At 68.7% G+C, this 20,126-nt stretch carries 17 protein-coding genes, 1 tRNA gene and 1 pseudogene; 7 read left to right on the top strand and 12 right to left on the bottom strand.

Annotated features, from left to right (window positions below):
• Window positions 1-48 precede the first annotated feature (48 nt).
• The 4 genes from ACXKR8_RS17315 to ACXKR8_RS17300 are packed head-to-tail and all read right to left on the bottom strand — an operon-like array spanning window position 49 to window position 4,254.
• On the bottom strand, window positions 49-2,820 hold the full coding sequence (locus tag ACXKR8_RS17315; protein ID WP_458273801.1) for a hypothetical protein: 2,772 nt from the start codon (window positions 2,818-2,820) through the stop codon (window positions 49-51).
• A complete protein-coding gene (locus tag ACXKR8_RS17310; RefSeq protein WP_458273800.1) occupies window positions 2,820-3,152 on the bottom strand; it encodes a hypothetical protein in 333 nt (110 codons plus the stop codon). Before ACXKR8_RS17310 ends, ACXKR8_RS17315 begins: the two co-directional genes overlap by 1 nt.
• Window positions 3,152-3,424 carry a hypothetical protein gene (locus ACXKR8_RS17305; RefSeq protein ID WP_458273799.1) on the bottom strand — a complete coding sequence of 91 codons (273 nt, stop codon included), beginning with the start codon at window positions 3,422-3,424 and terminating at the stop codon, window positions 3,152-3,154. The genes ACXKR8_RS17310 and ACXKR8_RS17305 overlap by 1 nt, the downstream gene beginning before the upstream one ends.
• Window positions 3,421-4,254 carry a hypothetical protein gene (locus tag ACXKR8_RS17300; RefSeq protein ID WP_458273798.1) on the bottom strand — a complete coding sequence of 278 codons (834 nt, stop codon included), beginning with the start codon at window positions 4,252-4,254 and terminating at the stop codon, window positions 3,421-3,423. Before ACXKR8_RS17300 ends, ACXKR8_RS17305 begins: the two co-directional genes overlap by 4 nt.
• 22 nt (window positions 4,255-4,276) lie before the next feature.
• Here ACXKR8_RS17300 and ACXKR8_RS17295 point away from each other — a divergent pair, with 22 nt between their 5' ends.
• The 4 genes from ACXKR8_RS17295 to ACXKR8_RS17280 all read left to right on the top strand — a co-directional run bounded on the left by ACXKR8_RS17295 (window position 4,277) and on the right by ACXKR8_RS17280 (window position 8,808).
• The gene (locus tag ACXKR8_RS17295; RefSeq protein ID WP_458267222.1) at window positions 4,277-5,491 is read left to right on the top strand and encodes an IS4 family transposase; all 1,215 of its coding nucleotides are present in this window, start codon (window positions 4,277-4,279) and stop codon (window positions 5,489-5,491) included.
• Between the two features lie 767 nt (window positions 5,492-6,258).
• Window positions 6,259-6,450: a hypothetical protein gene (locus ACXKR8_RS17290; protein ID WP_458273797.1), complete on the top strand. Its 192-nt coding sequence runs from the start codon at window positions 6,259-6,261 to the stop codon at window positions 6,448-6,450.
• Window positions 6,451-6,547: 97 nt separating this feature from the next.
• Window positions 6,548-6,871: a hypothetical protein gene (locus ACXKR8_RS17285; RefSeq protein WP_458273796.1), complete on the top strand. Its 324-nt coding sequence runs from the start codon at window positions 6,548-6,550 to the stop codon at window positions 6,869-6,871.
• A complete protein-coding gene (locus tag ACXKR8_RS17280; protein WP_458273795.1) occupies window positions 6,868-8,808 on the top strand; it encodes an AAA family ATPase in 1,941 nt (646 codons plus the stop codon). The genes ACXKR8_RS17285 and ACXKR8_RS17280 overlap by 4 nt, the downstream gene beginning before the upstream one ends.
• Window positions 8,809-9,069: 261 nt before the next feature.
• On the opposite strand, the gene ACXKR8_RS17275 is transcribed toward ACXKR8_RS17280, so the two are convergent.
• The gene (locus ACXKR8_RS17275; protein ID WP_458267007.1) at window positions 9,070-10,488 is read right to left on the bottom strand and encodes an IS4 family transposase; all 1,419 of its coding nucleotides are present in this window, start codon (window positions 10,486-10,488) and stop codon (window positions 9,070-9,072) included.
• 385 nt (window positions 10,489-10,873) lie between these two features.
• On the opposite strand from ACXKR8_RS17275, the gene ACXKR8_RS17270 reads away from it, so the two are divergent.
• Entirely contained in the window at window positions 10,874-11,758 is an 885-nt protein-coding gene (locus ACXKR8_RS17270; protein ID WP_458273794.1) for a helix-turn-helix domain-containing protein, read from the top strand.
• Between the two features lie 539 nt (window positions 11,759-12,297).
• Window positions 12,298-13,299 carry a tyrosine-type recombinase/integrase gene (locus ACXKR8_RS17265; protein WP_458273793.1) on the top strand — a complete coding sequence of 334 codons (1,002 nt, stop codon included), beginning with the start codon at window positions 12,298-12,300 and terminating at the stop codon, window positions 13,297-13,299.
• 3 nt (window positions 13,300-13,302) lie between these two features.
• On the opposite strand, the gene ACXKR8_RS17260 is transcribed toward ACXKR8_RS17265, so the two are convergent.
• The gene (locus tag ACXKR8_RS17260; RefSeq protein ID WP_458273792.1) at window positions 13,303-15,018 is read right to left on the bottom strand and encodes a recombinase family protein; all 1,716 of its coding nucleotides are present in this window, start codon (window positions 15,016-15,018) and stop codon (window positions 13,303-13,305) included.
• A complete protein-coding gene (locus ACXKR8_RS17255) occupies window positions 14,982-15,224 on the bottom strand; it encodes a single-stranded DNA-binding protein (RefSeq protein ID WP_458273791.1) in 243 nt (80 codons plus the stop codon). The genes ACXKR8_RS17260 and ACXKR8_RS17255 overlap by 37 nt, the downstream gene beginning before the upstream one ends.
• Window positions 15,225-15,702: 478 nt before the next feature.
• On the opposite strand from ACXKR8_RS17255, the gene ACXKR8_RS17250 reads away from it, so the two are divergent.
• Window positions 15,703-15,778 (top strand) — tRNA-Arg (locus tag ACXKR8_RS17250).
• A 943-nt stretch (window positions 15,779-16,721) separates the two neighbouring features.
• Here the strand turns inward: ACXKR8_RS17250 and ACXKR8_RS17245 are convergent.
• From ACXKR8_RS17245 to ACXKR8_RS17225, 5 genes and pseudogenes are all read right to left on the bottom strand, one after another.
• Window positions 16,722-17,531: pseudogene (locus ACXKR8_RS17245) on the bottom strand (recombinase family protein); the annotation flags it as partial.
• Window positions 17,532-17,632: 101 nt separating this feature from the next.
• On the bottom strand, window positions 17,633-17,911 hold the full coding sequence (locus ACXKR8_RS17240) for a replication-relaxation family protein (protein ID WP_458275005.1): 279 nt from the start codon (window positions 17,909-17,911) through the stop codon (window positions 17,633-17,635).
• A 62-nt stretch (window positions 17,912-17,973) separates the two neighbouring features.
• Window positions 17,974-19,008: an IS3 family transposase gene (locus ACXKR8_RS17235; RefSeq protein WP_458274906.1), complete on the bottom strand. Its 1,035-nt coding sequence runs from the start codon at window positions 19,006-19,008 to the stop codon at window positions 17,974-17,976.
• Window positions 19,005-19,403 carry a transposase gene (locus ACXKR8_RS17230; protein ID WP_458266979.1) on the bottom strand — a complete coding sequence of 133 codons (399 nt, stop codon included), beginning with the start codon at window positions 19,401-19,403 and terminating at the stop codon, window positions 19,005-19,007. Before ACXKR8_RS17230 ends, ACXKR8_RS17235 begins: the two co-directional genes overlap by 4 nt.
• Complete coding sequence (locus ACXKR8_RS17225; protein ID WP_462100551.1) at window positions 19,297-20,034, bottom strand: replication-relaxation family protein; 738 nt, start codon at window positions 20,032-20,034, stop codon at window positions 19,297-19,299. The genes ACXKR8_RS17230 and ACXKR8_RS17225 overlap by 107 nt, the downstream gene beginning before the upstream one ends.
• Window positions 20,035-20,126: the final 92 nt, after the last annotated feature.

Raw genomic sequence — 20,126 nt, 5'->3', positions numbered from 1 at the left:
AGCGCGACGCCCCGGCCGGGTACCACGTAGGCCGGGGCGTCGCGCTGCTCAGGCGATGCTGGCCAGGGCGTCGTCCAGGGCCTGGGCCAGCTCGCGCTGACTCTGGATCACGCCCGTGAGCGTGAGCGTCAGATTCACCGTGCGCGGAGCGGGTGCGGCGGGACCGGCTGCGCGGGCGGCGGCCCCAGCCGGTCGCCCGGATCGCGTACGGGACCGTGGCGGAGCGGCGGACAGCCACCGGTCCACGCCGTTGGCGGCGGGCATCCCGGCCGTGATCTCCGCCGGGGCCGCTGTGGACGGGGCGGAGGTGACCAGCCGCAGCCCGGGAGCGGCTGCGGCTGCCCGGTTGCTGCTGCTCCCGGCGGCGGAGGCTGCCGCCAGCAGGGTGCGGGCGCTGGCCTGCCGCCGGGCTGCCGCCGCCGCGACCGACAGCCGGACCAGCACCTGTAGGCGCGCCAGGGCCAGCGCCGGGAGCGTGAAGGCTGGGAACGCCAACGCCGTTGCTGCGAACGGATGCCGGCCGGGTTCGGCAGGGGAGCCGGTGCCCGGGAGCAGCCGGAGAGCTGGGGACGACCCGCTGTCGGCATAGCCGGACGGCTGCTCCCGGATCGGCTCACCGCCCGGTCCCACGCCTCCACCCCGGGCGTATGTGTAGCCGGTGGTCGAGGTGTAGGTGTGGCCGGTCACGGTGCCCTGGGCAGGCCCGTTGCCGAAGCGGACGACGACCGTCACCGGCTTCATGGACCCGATCCCGTTCAGGGCCCGGTTCACGTCGTCGCGGAACTTGTCGATCTCCGCCAGCGCCCGCTTCAGCCCGGAGCCCACGAACGGGATCCAGCCCAGCGCGTCCACGGCGGCCTTGACCAGCACAATCAGTGTGGCCAGGAAGCCGTCCAGCAAGGTGCGGAAGAACGGGCGCAGGACGCCGGTCCAGAGGAATCCGGCCGCCTTGCCGATGGCGATCAGGGCGGCGGAGATCCACCCCCAGGTGGTCGTCCCCGTGGTCCGCAGCAGCAGCCACTGCGAGGCCCAGAGGTCCCGGAACCACGTCGTCTTGGTGGCGATCAGGACGACGCCCGCGATCAGCAGGCCGATGGCCAGCACGATCCAGGTGATCGGCGAGAGCAGCAGGGCGGCAGTCATGGCCCAGATGGCAGCGATGGCCGGTCCCAGGGCGACCGTCCAGAGGAACGTGGCGGCGGTCATCAGGCCGACACCCACGGCGGACGCGGCCATGACCACGTTCCGCGCGACCAGGGCGGCGGTACTGGCGATCAGGGGGCCCAGGCCCAGGGCAGCGGTCCACAGCCAGGTGGCAGCGGTCACGATCCCGGTCACGACAGCGGAGGCTGCCAGGACCACGTTCCGGGCGATCATGGACGCGGTGCTGGTGACCAGGGACACCAGGCTGGTCACCAGGGACGTGTTCCACAACCAGGTGGCCGCCGTCACGATCGCGGTCCACGCGGCCTGGAGCTTGTACTGGATACCCACCAGCGCCATCTGCACCCGGAGAAGCGCCATCTGCACCCGGCTGGCACCGGTCGCGGTGGAGAACAGCCAGGTGGCCGTCCCGGCTATCCCGGTCACGACCGCGTACCCCTGCATCGCCAGTTTCAGCGCCACGATCGCGTTGATCACCTGGTTCAGCACCGGTACCGGCAGGGCGTTGACCATCTTGGCGAACGTCTCAGCGACTTTCAGCCCGATCCCGGACAGCGGTCCGATCCCCCCGGCCACGTGTCCGGCGGCGGCGGCGATCTGCTCCAGAGCGTGGCCGACGATCGGTGCGTCCTTTTTGGCGCTGGCGAAGAACGACTGCACCCCCGAGTTGCTGCCGGCGGTCGCTCCCCAGTCGGAGAACCTGGCCGTGAGCTGGACCAGCCCCCCGGTGACCTTGGAAGCCATCGGGGTGAAGGAGTCCAGTAGCCCCACGAATCCGGTAGCCACGTTCTTGATGATCGTCAGGAAGTCCCCCAGGGACCCGCTGGAGATCGCGGCGATATCCCTGCCGAAATGGTCGAACACCTGCCCGGCGGTGCCCGCCCCCAGGTTGCTAAGGAAGGACATGAGGACCCCGGACGTGCTCTGGACGATCGGGGTCAGCTTGGGGAGCAGCGCCTGGATCTTCTGAATGCCCAGGGTGAAGATCGGCATGGTGCTCCCGGCCAGGGACGCCGACCAGTTCTTGCTGGCGTCCTGGAGCCCGGTCAGCGCATCGGCCACCTGCTTGCTCGCCGGGGGCAGTCCGCCCAACGATTCGTTGTAGGTGTCCTGGGCCGTCTTGGCGGCGGCGGTGGCCGTCTTGGCCTTGGCCAGGGCGTCGGTGTACTGCTTCCCGCCGCCGGCCGCCAGGGCGTTGGCGTTCAGCGTGGCCTGGGCCGCGTCCCTGCGGGCCTGGGCCGTTCCCTTGGACCCGGCCGCCGCCAGGGCCTGGACGCGCTGCTGGGCCTGCGCAGCAGCAGTGAGGGCGCGTTCGTAGGCCACGCCCTGACCGGTCGCCAGGCCATGGGCCTGGGCTGCCGCCGCGTCCGCCTTCTGCTGGGCCGCCGTGGCGGCAGTCCTCAGCGCCACGGCGGCCTGGACGGCCTTCAGCTGGGGCAGCACGGCCGCGCCGAACGCCCCGGCCGCGACTCCCGCGCCGATGAAGGACGTAGCGATGGCGCCCACTCCGACGGCCACCACGTTGGCGGCCGGGAGCAGCGCCGTGGTCAGCGCGGTGGACCCGATGGCGCTGAGTCCCCGGATCGCTTTCTCGCCCGGCGCGGTGTCGGCGGAGACCCGCACGAACGCCGCGCCGATCAGGCTGCCCAGCGCCATCAGCCCAGCACCCCGGCGTCCCGCAGATGGCCGGTGATCAGCTCCGCCTCCTCCGGCGGGATGACCTTGAGCCGGTTCCCCAGCGGCCTGGGGTCACCGGGCATGACCCAGCGGCGGATAGCTTTCATCGCCTCCAGGTAGCTCCGGGCCTGATTTTCCATGGAAAAGAGGTCACTCAGGCTGGCGTCCATGACGCCGGGCTTGCGGACGGCGATCGTCTCCCCGGTCTGCTCCCGGACGAACGCGACGACCTGGGCCACAGCGGCATCGTGATCGGCCGTCAGCCCGGCCAGTGCCTCCCGGGCCTGCTCCAGCAGCTCCTGGTGGTCCATCAGGCGGCCTCCGTCCTGGGAATCGCGTAGCCGCTGTAGCCACCGAGGTCCACCAGGAGGCCCCGTGTCACCAGCGCCTGGAGCACGACCAGAGCCCGGCCGGGGGCCAGGCCGGTCCGTGCAGCGACGACGCCGGCCGTGAGCCCGTGGCCGGACGCGGACACCACGGCCAGGACCTTGGCGGAGTCGGTGAGCGGCAGGGGGAGAGCGGGACGGACACGGACCCGGCGGCGGACAACTCCGGCAGGCGGCACCGGCTTCGGCGCGTTCACCGGGCACCGGCCCGCACGTACAGGCCGTCGCCGTCGCGGCGGCGGAGCACGCCCATCCTGACCAGGCTGTCCAGTGTGTTCTTGGCGGAGCCCGGCGGCAGGTGGAGAGCTGCCCGGACCGTCTTGGGACTGATGGCCCCGGCGCGGTCCACAGCGGCCAGGACACGGCTCGCCAGGGAGTTGTCCGGGGCCGCCCGGCCCGCCTTCACCTGCGCCACGGCCGGCCTGGCGGGGCTGCGCATCCGCGAGGGGCCGATGGCGGCAGCCACGATGGCGTCCGTCCGCGCCCTGCGCGCCCGCTCCTCCTGCTGCGCCAGGGCGGCCAGGCGCGCCCTGTGCTGCGCACGCTCGTCCACCAGGACCGCCGCGTCCTTGGCACAGGGCGGACTGCCGAGCAGGACCCGGGTCGCCTGGTCGTTCCGGGGCGGCAGGTCTCCGCTGACGTGGGCGTTCATGCGTGCGATGCACCAGCGGCAGACGCCGGCAGAGACGGGCACGGCGGCGGCCAGGAGGACGGACCGGCCCCAGATTTCGGAGGCCTCACGGGGCAGGCCGGACAGGGCCATGGGCACGTCCTGCCCCCGGCGGCCGGCTGCTTGGGCACCGGCCGGCTCCGTCCTCCCGTCGGACAGCGTGACGGTGTGGAAGGCCGGAGGCCGGAGGCGGTCCCGGATGTACCCGGCGAACGAGGTGACGCCCTGCGGCACCTGGGCCGCCGCGTCCCGGCTGCGGGCCAGCTGGACTGTTCGGACACTGGCGGCGGCCACCTGGATCGGCCCGGGGCCGTCCACGCGGGCCAGCTCGCCCCCAACGTCGCTTGGGAAGCTCATGATCGGCTAAGGTCTGGATCTTGTGCCACGTGATCACATAGCTGGTGAGAGCTACCCGGAGCGGCTGCGGATGGGGCTGCTGTCGCGCACCTTTACGCCCGAGTTGGTCGACTTCGTCGTCGATGAGGCCGGGGCGCGGGAGGAGCGGACCAAGTCCCTGCCCTCGTCGCTGATGGTCAACTTCGTTCTGACGATGTGGCTGTTCACCGGCTACGGCTACGGGCTGGTGCTGCGCGAGCTGGTGGAGAACTGGCCGCGCCGTGCGGGCGAGACCTGGCGGCCGGCGACCACGGGAGCCCTGACCGAGGCGCGGGCGCGGGTGGGGCCCGGTCCGCTGCGGCTGCTGTTCGACCGGGTCGCCGGCGCCAGGGGGACGCCCGCCACACCGGGGGCGTTCTGGCGCGGACTGCGCCTGGCCTCCATGGACGGAACCCTGGTCGACGTCCCCGACAGCGAGAAGAACACCGCCGCGTACACGCGCTCCTCGAACGCCGCCGGCCCGGGGCCGTATCCGCAGGTACGACTGCTGGCCCTGGTGGAGTGCGGCACCAAGGCGATGATCGGGGCCGTCTTCGACTCCTTCGCGGTCGGCGAGCGGACCCTGGCGCTGCGGCTGCTGCCCCTGCTGGGGCCAGAGATGCTGCTGCTGGCAGACCGGGGCTTCCCCGCCTACGGCCTGTGCACCGACACCGCGGCCACCGGGGCCCAACTCCTGTGGCGCGTCTCGCAGTCGTTCGCCCTGCCGCTGGTCCAGGTGCTGCCCGACGGCACCTACCTGAGCGAACTGCGCGGGCGACGCAAGGGCGAGCGGATGCCGGTGCGGGTCATCGAGTACACCGTGACCACGACCACCTGGGGCCCCGACGGGACCACGGAGGAGACCTCGGAGCTGTTTTGCCTGATCACAACCCTGCTCGACCCCGTCACCGCGCCCGCACAGGAGCTGGCCGAGCTCTACACGTCCCGCTGGACCAGCGAGACGATCTTCAAGCACATCAAGATCGAACAGCGCGGCGGGCGCACCGCCACCCTGCGCTCGAACAGCCCCGCCATGGTCGAGCAGGAACTGTGGGCGATGCTCTGCGTCTACCAGGCAGTCCACGAGCTGGCCCTCGACTCCGCCGAGCAGGCCCACGTTCCCGCCGCGGAGATCAGCTTCAAGAACACCCTCGCCGCCGTCCGACGCACCGTCGGGACGGCTTTTCCCCCCTCGCCAGCTGGCCGCCAAGGCCCGTGACGTCCGCGCCGACCTCATCCGCCAGGCCGTCACACCCCGACCCGGACGCGCCGCACCCCGTGCCGCCAAGCGCAGCGGCACCGGATACCGCACCCTGAAACCCGACGAGCCCGCCACCACCCGCGTCACACACACCGTCAAGCTGCAGCTCTTCCCCCAGGCACACCGACCCGGCAACCCGGCAACCGTCGTCACCCTCTGCACCCACAACAACCTTGACGAACAATCACGAACACTCGAACACTTCACCGCCGCGGCCTAGCCAAGCGACGTTGAGCTCGCCCCTGCGTATCGCGTCGTAAATTGCCTGGGTCGTCATGCCCAGCGAAGTGGCCGCTTCCGCGACCGAAAGAGATTCCATAAACTCAGAGTAGGCTCTTTGAAAGCATTGTCCAGAAATGCGGAGCCGATATCCTGGAGGCATCTGATTTAACTAAATCACCAGGTCAGAGGCAGTGCGCCTAGAGTGGTTTAATTAAATCGGCCACACGAAATCTTCACACTCCGGCGGCCGGGATTGATGGACAGCCGAGGAATGTAGGACCTACATTTATGGCGTGACCCCGGATGGGTCGCAAAAGGCAGCGGGGACGGCTCCCCGCAGATGCCGACGCACAAGATCTACTCTCGCCGGTTCCATCACGGTGAGCGGGGCAGTCCGGGGAGAGCCCGGGGGCGAGGCGTCGCCCACCCCGTCAGGCCACGTGAGAAGCCGGACCCCGCAAGGTCTCCCGGCAGCCGAGGAACCCACAGTGGGGATCTTCGACATGGCACGCACCTACACCCTGTCTGCGGCCGGGCGCGAGTCTTTGGCCGCCAATGCGGCCAAGGGCACCGCTGCCGCGCAGTCGGTGGACTCCCTGATCAACAGGCTGGTGGCCAAGGCCCCGCCCCTGACGGATGAGCAGCGGGCCAAGCTGGCCAGGCTGCTCCGGCCGGCCGGGGGTGCGTCAGAGTGACCGACACAAGCGAAAGGGCCCCCCGGCCTGGACACCTGGGGACCCCTCAGAACTGGTTCGCCACCTGCAACGGTACCGGGTCCGGCGGAGGTACGCGATGACGACTACTGACCCGTTCGACGGCAGGTCCCGAGGATTCGTTCCCATCGGAGAGGCATCCCCGGAGGAGCGCGCCGCCCGGGATGAGCAGTACGCGCGGGACGCCCGGCACCGCACCCCCGGCACGGAGTTCCCGGACCTGGCCTGCGGTGAGTGCGGCTACGCCGGCTACTGGCACCGCCTCCCTGAGCCCGATGACGACCTGCTCAACTGCGCGGTCTGCGGGTGCCATGCACGGGACCCGATCAACGCCCTGGTCACCGCCGACGCGATGGACGACTTCATGGGCGAGATCAGCGCCCACCTCGGGGGTGCGCGATGACGATCACCTCAGAACAGAACGGCCACCTGACCGTTGAGCAGGCCCTGACCGCCGCCGGGTGCACCACGGACGGCAGCGGCCGGTGGGAGTGCCCCAAGCACGGCGGCCACGCCCTGGCGGTCACCCGGAAGGAAGACCGCACGCTGATCCACTGCCACGCCGGGTGCAGCACCCGCGACGTGGCCGACGCCCTGCGGCTGCCCATGAGCGCGCTGTTCGACGGTCCGGCGGGCCAGGGGGAGCCGACCCCTGGACCGGTGCCCGACTGGGTGTCCTCGTTCCCGGAGGAGTTCAACGCCGACTACACGGATGAGCACGGGGAGCTGCTGTTCACCGTCGTCCGTACCGTCGGCGCGGACGGGCGAAAGAAGATCCGCCAGAAGGCCCCTGACGGGTCCTGGTCCGTCGCCGGCATCCGCCGCGTCCCCTGGCACCTGCCCGACGTCAGGAAGGAGTGCGCGGCCGGTGGAGAGGTGCACATCGCCGAAGGGGAGAAGTGCGCAGGCGCGCTGATCTTCGCCGGAGTGACCGCGACCACCAACAGCGGCGGCGCGGGCAAGTGGGACCCCGGGTTCGCGGAGGACCTCCGGGGCGCGTCGATGGTCACCGTCTGGGCCGACGCCGGGGAGCCCGGCCGGGAGCATGCGGAGGACGTGGCCGCGTCGCTGAAGGCACTGGGCATCCCGCACAGGATCGTCAAAGCCCGCGACGGACTGGACGACGTATACGACCACCTGGCCGCTGGCTGGTCCGTGGACGCCGGGGTACCGGTTGCCCTGGCCGTGGATCCCGTGGACGCGCTGCTGGCCGAACTCCTGGACTCCGAAGGGCTGGACGACCTGCCGGACCCGGAGCCGCTGATCCAGGGCGTGCTGACGTTGAACACCCTGGACCGGATCAACGGGGAGCCGGCGTCCGGCAAGTCGCTGGTGGCCCTGGACATGGCCGGGTGCATCGGCACCGGGACGCCGTGGCACGGGCAGCCGGTCACCAAGGGGCCGGTGGTCTACATCGTCGCGGAGGGCGCGGAGGGCTTCAAGCTGCGGAAGCAGGCATGGGAGCAGCACCACGGCAAGCGCATGACGGGCGTCAGGTTCCTGCCCCGGCCGCTCCAGGTCATGGGCCAGGAGTGGGCCGCGTACACGGAGGTGTGCAAGCGACTGGGGGCCGTGTTCGTCGTGCTGGACACCCAGCGCCGGGTCACCGTGGGCGTCACGGAGAACGACAACACGGAGCTGGGGGCGGTCATTGAGCGCCTGGACGACCTGCGCCGGGCCACCGGGGCGTGCGTGATGCTGGTCCACCACACCCCGAAGGGCGGGGAGGGTGGCAGCGGCGGCGGCGCGGTCATGGGGGCTCTGAACACGGAGTTCATGATGACCAAGAAGAAGAACGGGACCACCCGCTACGTCCTGGAGAACACCAAGGAGAAGGACGGCCCGGAGGGCACCTCCAAGACGTTCGTCCTGGAGGTCGTCACACTCTCCGCCAACGGGGATAGCCGGGACCCGTTCTGCCCGCCGCCCCATACGTCCGTCGTGCTGGTCCAGGAGGACGCGGACACCGCGCAGGAGACGCAGGACCTCCTCCCGGACCTGGAGCTGGGCAGCCAGCGCAAACTGGTGGAGATCTTCCACCGGCTGTGGGCGGACGGCAACGGTGCCACCAAGGCGGAGGCCAAGAGCGTCGCCATCACCGGAGTGACCCAGGACGGCAAGCGCGTGCCCGCGCCCATGAGCAAGTCCACGTTCTACGAAGCATGGTCCGCGCTGGAGGCCGAAAAGCTGCTCCTGCGGATCGTGGACGCGGACGGCAGGCCCACCCAGAAGTTCAAGGTGCGCAGCCCGGAGGACGCACAGCCCGGCGGCACCGGGGGCGTTCGGGTGGGTCCGCCGACTTCCCTTCTGTCGTTCGAGTCCGGCAGTCCGACCCCCTAAGGGAGGGGGGTCGTCGGACTTTTGCTGATCATTTCCATCGGACTCCCATCGGACACCCTCTGACCAGCAAAAGTCCGACGGAGTCCGATGGGAGTAGGTGTCCGATGGACACCCGATCGGACACCCCCCATCGGACACCCCATCGGACACCTGTGGATCTTCAATCCAGGAAGGAACTGATCATGATCCCCACCTCCGAACGACCGCAACACCAGTGCGTTAGGGCGTTGACCTGCGGTGCAACCGTGGCCTGCGTGGCTGTCAGCGTCGTGGGCGGGCAGTGAGTCCGTTCTCCAGCATTCCGATCTTGGCGCTGAAGGTGTAGGTGGGTGCGCTCTGGGGGTGCTTGCCCGCGTTCGGGGCGTATTTGCTGGTGGTGTTCTTCTTGCTGCGGGCCTTGACGCGCTGTCGGCGGTGCGCGGGCCACAGGTCGGCGAGGATCGCTGCGCCGATCCTTCCCACCAGGTCGGCCTTGTCCTGGATCGTGGTGCCGGCGGCGGTCAGGACGGTGTCTGCGGCGGCCTGCAGCAGCACGGTGAAGCTGAGGCGGTCCATATCCAGGGCGGGCTGGTCGGTGATCGCGTCGGCAGCGGCGCGAATCAGCACCTGGTAGGCGGTCAGCAGTGCCCAGACCTCCTGGTCGAGGCCGTCGATGCTGCGCGAGCGTAGGACGCGGCCGTCCAGGATGCTGGCCTTGATCGAAAAATAGGCGGTCTCCGCCTGCCATCGCTCGTGGTAGAGGTGCAGGAGTTCGCTTGCGGGGTGGGTGGTGTGGTCGAGGAGGCTGGTGAGCAGGCGCCACTGCTCGGTGCGTACGGTGCCGTCGGACAGAGTCACGGTGACCTCGGCCTCGATCACGCGCACCGGCAGGGGCGAGTAGCCCAGGCCGGCCCGGTAGGGGGCGCGCAGGCGGGCCAGGTAGGAGCCGTCTGCGAGGTGTTGAAGGGCGGTGGGGCAGCGGCTGGCGCCCGAGCGCACCAGGAAGTGGGCGCCGGTCGCGGCGGTGTCGGCCAGGAAGTGCACGGCGTCGAAGCCCGCGTCGGCCAGCAGCAGCATCGACGCGTCTAGCACGTGCAACAGGCGTGTGGCGTAGGGTAGTTCACCGGTTGCCTCGGGGCCGAAGGCCGCGCCCAGCAGAGCCCGGGTGCCGCACTCGACGATCACCAGCAGGCGTAGCAGCGGGTAGCCGAACTCCCTCTTCTCGCCGACCCGTTTGGGATAGAGCCAGGTGACCTGCGCGTCTTCGGGCACGTGCAGACTGGTGCCGTCGACGGCCACTGTGCGCAGCCCCCGGTAGAAGGAGCCGGGGCGGTGGCGCTCGCCGACAGGACCCGCCAGCGTCTCGAACAGCACCTTGAGGGGGCGGGCACCCAGGCGGCGCCTCGCCCGGGCGAGCGAGGAGACGGCTGGCCGGACGATCACGGCCGCGGGCAGGTGCGCGGTCAGCTTTCCCCACACCGCCCGGTACGAGGCGTGCTCGAACAGCGCGAGAGCCAGGACGAAGTACACCATCACGCGGGCGGGCAGCAGCCGCAGCCGCTTCTCCCGCGCCCCGGTCTCCTCCAGCACGGCGTCCACCAGGGCAAAATCCACGATCTGGGTCAACTCGCCCAAGTGGCCCGGCGCGTAGACCCCCGGGATCACCTGCATGGCGGGCGTGGTGGCAGACTGATCGCGCAACGGGACTCCCGATGATCATCCGAGCTTGGCAGCAAGATGATCTATCAGGAGTCCCGTTCGACGTTCACGCCGGGGTTGCGCCGCAGGTCACAGGCTTAACGCACTGGTGTTGCGAACGACCGCCCGTCTGCCTTGGCGGCGGCCTGTGTCGCGCCCGGTCCACGAACCGTCGAGCACATCATTTTGCGTGCCCTGTCGCCGTCGCGGCGGAGATCCCTCCGCTGACCTTCCGCACCTGGCTGGCCGGGTCGGACCGCTGGAGGCACCACGCCTGGGCCAACGACAGGCGGGTGATCTACCACGGCACCCCGGAGCGGCTGTGCATGTACCTGTCCCGGCTGCACGCCCGGGGCTACGGATCGTACGAATCCAACTTGCGCGAGGCATGGAGCGCCTACGCGGAGCCGCTGGGACTGCCTGTTCCGGCGTCCTGCGGAACACCCGGAACACAGGAGGCGGCACGACGATGACCAGGCCACCGCAGTTGAACCCAAACCCCGTGAAGACAGCGGAGGAGATCGCGGCCGTGCTCCGGCTCAAGCGGGGAGGGATGACGGTCCGTCAGATCGCGGCTGAGCTGGGACTGTCCCCGACCACCGTGCAGCGGCGGCTGGACGCCGGCATAGAGGCCACCGTGTCCCCGGAGGTGGAGGAGCTGCGCGTCTCCGAGACGGCCCGGCTGGGGGCGCTGACCAAGGCGCTGGCGAAGGGCGTGAAGGCGGGCGACGTCCCGGCGATCAGCGAGTCCCGGAGGATCGGCGAAAGCCTGCGCCGGCTGCACGGGGTGGACGCCCCGGCTGTGACGGTCGTGCAGCTCGAGCAGCGCAACGATCTTGATGCGAACCTGGTGGCGGACGCGCTGTCCGCTGGACTAGCGGCCGTGTTCAAGCTGGCCGGCTGGGACGCGCAGTGGGAGCGCGAGGCGCACGGCTACGCGATGGCCAGCGCACTGCGGGTGCTGGACCCCAGCACACCCGTGCCAGAGGCACCGCGCCAGCGCCTGGCCATCACGGCCGGGGCGTCTGCGCCCCCGCCTGCGGCACCGCCGGAGCCGGAGCCGACCGCCGGCCCGCCGGAGGGGCTGACGCCCGCTGAACGGGCTGTCCTGGACGACGCGCTGGCCGACGCGGAGCAGCCTCGCCCGGACCGCGTGCCGAAGGATGATCCAGCCCCACCGAAGATCGATCCGCCCGCGTCGAAGGACGACACGTCGGGATGGCCGCCGGAGCTTCGCCGCCGGATGAGCCCGATGAGCAAGATTATCGGTTGACGGCCTGGGCCGTGCGAAGAGATCACCGATGTCGATACACGTGCGGCGGAGACTGCTGGCTTACACCTCGTCGGTGGAGTAGATCTCCGGCGTCGCATGGCCCACGCCCTTGCGCCACGTGTGCCTCTCGCCGGCCCATTTCGCTTCGATCTCAATGTCCCAGCCACCGCGAGAGTGAGCGCCGCACTCGCATCGCCAGTGATAGCGCGGCCAACTGGGGGGAACGTCGGACGTGGCGTCAGGCTGCGAAGCAGCTCTGATGAGCGTACGCAGAAACTTCCCGATCACGATTTATCCCCCGTTGCCAGGCCACTGATGGCACCGCTTCGCAAAGTGCAGAGGCCAGCAGGGCTGCCTGCCTGCCTGCCTGCCTGCCGCCGCTCAAGTTCGATGGCAGGAACCTATCGGCCGCCAAGATTCGGGGGCAACACTCCACCATCGCTGGCACGGGACAACGCAGCGCGGATGACCTGCCCTAGAATCGATCCTGGCCCGTGATATCTCTATATATCATGGGCCAGGATCGCTAGAATTGGGGCATGGCCACCACTGAAATCGTTCTCCGCGAAGCGCCCGCCGCAGTCATCGACATGACGGCGGACAATGACCGCATGATGGAACGCATCGCGGCGGCCACACCGCAGAACACTCAGCGCGCCTACGGCCGCCAGTGGGCCGCGTTCGAGGCCTGGTGTGCTGAGCGCAGCCTGACCGCGCTCCCCGCCGACGCGCACACTTTCGCGCTCTACGTCTCGCACCTGGCGACGCTGGACCAGGCACCGTCCACGATCGGACAGGCCATGTCCGCCATCCGCATCCACCACCGGGACCACGGTCACGATGAGCAGCCGCGCAACCGCGCCGCGCTGCTGGTCCTCAAGGCGCACAAGCTGGACCGGGCAGAGCGCGGCAAGCGGGCACGGCAGGCCCCGGCGGTCACGGTCACGCCGTTGCACGCGCTGGTGGGCGCCACCGACCCGGCCACCCTGGCGGGCCTGCGGGACCGCGTCATCGTGGTACTGGGCTTCGCCATGGGTGCGCGCCGCAGTGAGCTGGCCGCCCTGCGGATCGAAGAACTGACGTTCTCGGACAACGGGGTCACAGTCCTGATCCGCAAGTCCAAGACGGACAAAGAGGCGGCTGGCGTGCAGGCGCTGATCCCGCCGCAGCCGAATCCCGACACCGACCCCGTCCGCGTGGTCCGCGCCTACCTGGCGGCCCTGGAGGCGCTGGGTGTGACGTCGGGTCCGCTGCTGCGCCAGGTGCACCGCAGCGGGGCGCTGCTTCCCGCCGGGATGTCCGGCGGCGCGGTCAACGAGGTGGTGAAGCGTCTCGCCGCTGCGGCAGCGCTGCCCAATGCAGCCGACGTCACCGCGCACGGTCTGCGAGCCGGGCTCACCACCGAGCTGGCGGAGGCCGGCGTGCACCCGGCCAGGATCAACGAGACGCTGCGGTGGACCCCACGCTCTACGCAGTCGAACGGATACATCCGCGTCGCCGACGGCTGGCGGGACAACCCGCTGTCCCGAGTCCGCATGTAGCGCCTAGTTGCTGCCCAGCCGCGCCCCGGCCGGGACGGCGGACGTGTAGGCGGCCATGGACCCGTCCGTCTGCTCCGTCCAGACCGTCGGCGGGAAGTCGATGTGGACGTGCATGCCGGCCCAGCCTGGTTCTTGCGTGTCGCAGAAGTCGTCCACGTGATCGTGGTCCGGGTAGGCCGCCGGATCCGTGCACTGGAAGCAGTCCTGCACGTGGCCCGGCTTGGCGGCCGTGACCTTGAACCCCTGCTCAAGCAGGAACGCGCGCCGCTCCAGTCGGTCGCAGCGCGCCCAGCGCGACCCGTACGTCTCCCCGGTGCCGACGGTCCGGGCTGCGGCCGGGCGCTGGGGGAGCGCCAGCAGGGCGTCCACCTTGTCGCACTGGCGGGCGTGCAGCCGCTCGTACCGCGCCTTGGCCTCCTGGCCGCTGTATTTGCCCGCCAAATAGTCGTCCTCCAGTTCGTCCAGCCGCTGCCTGGCCTCCGCGATCTGGTGCGCGTAGTCCTCCCCGGGGTCGTACTCGGTGCGCGTGATCTCCGTGCTCTCCAGAAGTCTCATCAGGTCGTCCTGCACCTGCGCGTCCGCCAACCCCACGGCGATGGACACCGGGTCCGCGCAGTCGCGGCCCTTCCGCTGGGCCTGGCAGCGATAGTAGGCGTAGATCTTGGTCTCGCCTCGAACCTGCTTGGTCATCTGGTGGTGGTACAGGTTGCCCCGGCAGGACTGGCAGACGATCACGCCTTGGAGCAGGGAATCTGTCCGCGCCGTCCGCTCGCCGCTGCTGGCTCGGGACGCCAGGGCGGCCACGGCGCTCCGCCACTGCGCGGCCGTGACGATCGGCTCCGCCGTGGCCATGATTGGGTTGTCGTCGGCGTCCCGGACCAGCTCATTGCTGCGCAGGTACCTGCCGTCCTCCGTCTTGGTCTTCTGGACCTTGAAGCCGGCGCAGCTCGGAGACTTCACCACCTGCTGGATCACGTCCGGCGTCCAGCGCTGCGGCGGTTCCTCCGGCTCCGGGACCGTGCGCCCCTCCGCCCGGGCCTTCTCCCGGCGCATCTCCGCCCGCCGGTCGCCCCAGGTCATGATGCCCCGCTCGTTCAGCTTGCGGGCGATCTCCGCCGTGGACACGCCCCCGGAGACGTCTGCGACGATCCGGCGCAGGTGCGCGGCGTAGACGGGGTCCTGAACCAACGTCTTGCCTCCGCCGGGCCGTGGGGCCGCCACGTAGCCGAAAGGCAGCGGAGCGCCCGCGTAGCGGCCGTCCTGGCGCAGCTTGGCATGCGAGGCCAGCACCCGTTCCGTGATCGTCTCCAGCTCCGCCTGCGCGAAGACGGACAGGATCGTGGCGAACATCCGGCCCATGGCCGTGGACAGGTCGAACCCCTCGGTGACGGAAACGATGGTCTTCCGGTGGCCGTCGGCCCACTCCACCAGCCCGGCGAAGTGCACGACGTTGCGCGACAGCCGATCCAGTTTCCAGCAGGCGATCACGTCGAACCGCTCCGGGGCGACCAGCCAGGGACCCAGCTCCGGGCGCTCGAACGGCCGGACCTTGCCGCTGACGTCCAGGTCTTCCGCCCACCCAGCCATCACGTGGCCGTTGGCGGCGGCCCAGTTGGCGATGATCGCGCGCTGGCGGGCCGGAGATGTGGTCTCGTCTGTCTCGTCCGACAGCCGGATGACGCCTAGGACGCGGAGGACTCTGCCTGGAGTGGTGGCCATGGGGGTAGTATAGGTTCCGACGTACAGCGCCAGGACCAGACGGTGAAGAAGCTGGTGTCCCCCTCCACCCACATCTGCCGCTGCCGGTCGAACCGCCGGTCGGTCGCCGCCAGGCGAAAGCTCGCCACGGGTACCCCGCCCGCGGTGGTGGCGTACCGCACCTCGGAGATCACATGGCCGACCAGCGTCACCATCGTGCCGTTCATAGCCCAGCCCCCACATCCCGTTCCCGTCCGGGAACGTCCGGTCGGCTCCCGGCGAGTGCCGCCGGTGCCCGATGACCAGCCTGGAGCCGCGCGGGCATCCCGTACGACGCAGAGGCCCCAGCTGTGGATAAACCCGCCCCTGTGGACAACGCCGCCACTCGATCGGGTGTACTTCGGGCGTAGAGTCCGTTCTGTAATGGTTGGTTGGCCTTGATCAATTGACTGCTCTCGGACATCCGCAGCAACCTGGCTGAATCCATAACGGCTGAGGCAGCAGCGCCGTAACGAGTGGACAACAGCCCGCCCCGGTAACCCCCGCAGCGCTGCGCACATGGACCCTACCTGCGATTATCAGACCGCTCCATCGGGGGGATTGTTCTGCAGCACCTCCGCTGGCGCGCCCGGCACAGAGCCAGCCCACGCTTATCCTGTCCCACGAACAGGAACCAGCCACGGGCACCACCCGGCACCCTGTCCCGCCCCCGTAGCTCAGCGGATAGAGCAGGTGCCTTCTAAGCACTTGGCCGCAGGTTCGAGTCCTGCCGGGGGCACCATAGAAGCATCGTTGGAACCCATGGCCCCCTGACTGCCGCCCAGTAGGGCGGTAAGGGCCTGGTCCCAGGCAGCGCCGTCCCCCTCTTGGGGGGCGGCGCTATTTTTATGTACGGCTGTGCCGCCGTGCTGTGGAACTCCCTCGGAGGGAGCGGCGGCCTGTGCGCCAAGTGCATGTTGCCACTGCAAGTTGTGCAGTGCGGCGAACGGCTCCCTGAGCTGGTGCGTGACTTGCAGCTCGCCGTCTACTCCCTCATGGATGTAGAGCGTCTCGAAGAGAGCCTGATTCAGCATGCGGCGCTGCTGGTCATCGCAGCGCTGGTAGAGCGCATGGGGATCTTGCAGCAGCTCCAAGCATGTCCCGATCAGGAGGACGGCACTGCTGAGATCCTGGCCAGTGGCTTCCAGCCGGGCGTTCAAGCGTTCCCGTTCCCGCTCCAGGTCGTGCAGCTTGGATCGGATCCTGGCCTGCGGCAGGCTGCCGTCGGCGGCCAGGTCGATGAGGTTGGCTTCCTTGGTGTCCAGAGCTCGAAGCTGCTTGGTGAGCTGCTGGTGCAGTTGAGTAGCCGCGGCCTGTTCGTGTTCCACGATGGCCGTCAGATCGGACTGCATCGCAGCGATGAACTCCGGGCTGAACCGGATGGTGGCGTAGTGCGCTTCGACGGCAATCTCGACCCGAGCGAGTTGGGCGTACGGCAGCTCGCATGTGTGCTCGTAGCGCCCCATACAGAAGAAGTACTGGTAAGTGCTGCCGTGCCGGTTGGTGGCGTGCTGCATGATCAGGCGGCGACGCTCGCTGTGGCGTCGCCAACAAGATCCACAGGCCAACGAACCTTTGAGGTAGTGATGGTGGATGCGCCGCAACTCCTGTGCCTGCGAGCGGGAGTTGGCGATGTCCTGAACCCTGTCGAAGAGATCGACGGTAATGAGAGGCTCGTGGCGTCCCTTGTAGCGCTGTCCATCCCACGAGACCCACCCGATGTAGTAGGTGTCCCGCAGCATGACGGACAACTTGTTGATCGAGATCTGGCGTTCGGTGGGGTGTCTGCCGTAGCGCTGCATCCGCAGCCCGCGTTCGTACAGTTCCTCTGACAAATCGGCCAGTGTGTACTCGCCAGTGGCGTACAGCTCGAAGGCCAACTTGATGAACGGGCCACGCTCCGGGTCGATGGTCACCGTCCGGAACTCGCGGTCATCGATTCGCTCAGCGACGTTGAGGTAGCCAACCGGGGCTCTGCCGACCGTGCCACCATTTATGGCTTTCTGCCCCATCTTGTAGGAGATGTCCGCACCGCTCTGCGCTGAGGAGTACTCGTTGATCACGGCCAGCATGCCGTGGAGCATCCGTCCTGTCGGAGTGTCGTCAATGTTCTTCTCGACGGCCGAGATCAGCTTGACGCCCAACTTCTCCAGCGTGGCGACCATCATCGCGTCGTCCAGTCGGTTCCGGGCGAAGCGGCTCAGCATGTAGACGATGACGTACCGCACATTCGGGTGCTCCCGCAGGTAGGCGATCATGGCCTGGAACTCTGGCCGCTGGTCGATGGTGCGGGCACTGCGTCCCGGATCAACGAACTCGGCGGCTTTCGGGGACGCCAGCTCTCGGCCTCGTTCTTCGATCTTCAGCCGCTGGGCCGGGATCGAGACGCCTTCCGGATCACGATCGGTATTGACTTGATCTTTGGTGGAAACTCGCAGGTAGGCAACGTAGTCGTTGCCAATAACTCGCTGGGCAATTTTCTGCTTCTGCTTCATGCTCAATCTTTTTTCCTTTCCTGCTACTCTGGCTTTTTGGCAGTCCCATAGTAACTCCGAATTGGTAAATTACCGACTGCTGTTTTGGCTGGTAAGCCCCTTTATGGCTGGCCCCGGTTGCCACCATTGGTCATAAAGGCCGCGAAATCATCGGCCGTTATGACGTGGAATGCATTGGCGGCCAGAAGCTCGCGCAGGCGAGGTTCGTTCGCCAGAGCCGCCTCGATGACCACTTGGCGCTTGGCGTTCGGCACCACCCACACCACAGCTGGGAACAGCCCGTGCTCCTGCTGATGGATGCCGCTGCTGGCGTACTGCTGATAGGCGAGCGCCTTCCGGACGATCACCGGAGCGTGCTCACTGGCCCGGTCTGCCTCCAGGAACCAGTGGTGCTCAAAGTCGCCGCCCGGAACGTGTCAAGTCAAATGAGACGTTCGTACGGTTATGCGCTCTGTTGTGCTGATTCGGGTTCTCTGCGTTTGGCGGGGTCGTTGATCCACGCCTGATCGGGGATCTTGGGCGGGCGGGGGCGGCGGGCGAAGCGTTCGGGGTGGCGGGCGTATGCCTCGTTGAGCGTGACGGCGCGCTGGTCCTGGACTTGGCCGGCGGTGCCGAAGTGCACGGACGCAGGCGTGTGCAGCCCGATGCCCGAATGGCGATGCTCATGGTTGTAATAGGCAATGAATGAGTCGAACCACTCGCGTGCGTGGTTCAGGGAGTCGAACCGCGCCGGGTAGTCGGCCATGTACTTCGTGGTTTTGAACTGGCTTTCGCTGTACGGGTTGTCATTCGAGACCTTGGGGCGCGAGTGCGAGCGCGTCACGCCCAGATCGATGAGCAACTGCGAGACTTTCTTGCTGGTCATCGAGGTGCCGCGGTCCGCGTGCAGGTGCTCGGGGGCGATGCCGTTGCGTTCGACGGTCTCGCTGATCAACTCCTCGGCGCGCTCGGCCGATTCGGCCATCTCCACGGTGTAGCCGACGACGTAGCGGCTGAAGATGTCGATGATGACGTAGGCGTGGTACCAGATGCCCTTGTCTGGTCCGGCCAGTTTGGTGATGTCCCAACTGAAGACCTGCGAGGGGGCGGTGGCCACGAGTTCGGGGATGGACTTGGCGGCGTGGGTGGCCTGGCGGCGGCGCTCGCCGGTCTGGCCCTGGGCCTCCAGGATCCGGTACATCGTGCGCACTGAGCAGTAGTAGCGGCCCTCGTCCAGTTCGCGCGCCCAGATCTGGGCAGGTGCCAGTTCGGCATAGGCCGGGCTGTTCATCAGTGCCAGGATCCGCGCGCGCTCCGCCGGAGCCAGAGCTGAGGGCGGCGAGGGGCGCGGAGCGCGCTCGCGCGGCGGGGGCGGGTTGAGCCGACGGTAGTGCGTGGCCCGTGAGCGACCGGTCAGCCGGCAGGCCGCAGTGGTGTTCAACTCCCGCTCCAGCGACTGGAAGAGCTCGTCGGCGACCTGCTCGGCCTCGGCTTTCAGCCCGCACTCTTGGAGAGCAGTTCCAAGAGTGCGGAAGCTTTTCCCAGCAGCTCCAGGGCGGCGTCCTTCTGCGCCAGCTCCCGTTCCACGACGGCCAGCCTCTTGCGCAGCCGCTCGGCCTCGGCTGCTTCGGCGGGCCTCTTGGGGCGTGCGGGCGAGGTCCGCCGGTCGGCGAGCGTGGCCATCGCTCCGGCGTCTCGCGCGGCCCGCCACTCGATGATGTGCGAGTGGTACAACCGCTCGCGGCGCAGGACCGCGCCCTTCTCCCCGCTGGGGGCGGCATCGTACTCAGCGACGATCCGCAGCTTGTATTCCGCCGTGAACGTGCGCCGCTTCGGCCGCGGGGCCGGGTCGGGCTCGGGGGCTGTGCGTGAGGTGGTGGTATTGGAAGCCATGCCGGGAATCTCCTGTCTCGCCCATCCAGACTAACCCGGACGAACCGGACGTCTCAGTCGAGACTGTCAGAGAGGGGCCGGCCGTGATGGCGAACAGGTCCGGCTTGAGCCACTGGCGAGCGCCGTGTGCCGACAGGAATGTCCGCCAGCACTCCGGCTCCGCTTCGAGGGTCAGCAGCTCCAGAGCACCTCTGCGATCCAGCTCGTAGAGGCAGATCGCCAGATCCGCCGCCGCCAAGGTGTGGGCGATGAACGCGGTAGACGGCGGGCTGTAACGTCGGCGCGCGCTGTCGCCGTACCGGGCGCGCAACACCCGCTCGCCGCTGAAGCCGAGCTGCCAGGTGATGCCGCTGCTCCCGGCCCGAACGCCACCAATTCGCCGGGGCAGTCGGGCGATGAAGCGACGCAACTCCAAACGGCTGAGCACCCGGATGGTGGCGACGGCGGCGGCCATCTCCGAGGCGTGAGTCTTGTCGTGCGGCGCTTCTTGGCGCTCCCCGGCGATCGGGAAGTGCAGGCGTCGGATGAGGATGGTGGTCAGCAGCACGCGGTGCGTGCGCAGCGAGTCCAAGATGGCCAGGTCACGCTCGGAAAGCATCTCCAGCAGGCTCGCAGTGTCATTGTTCTTCATAGATCTCCCTTCTGTTGAAACGTAAATATTTGAGCTCGGCGAATGCGCAAAGGGCCGTCGCCAGGTGATCGGATCGGTATGTCGGTTCTTGA

The organism is Streptacidiphilus sp. PAMC 29251, from assembly GCF_054208735.2.
This window is presented reverse-complemented; position numbering and strand designations above follow the sequence as displayed.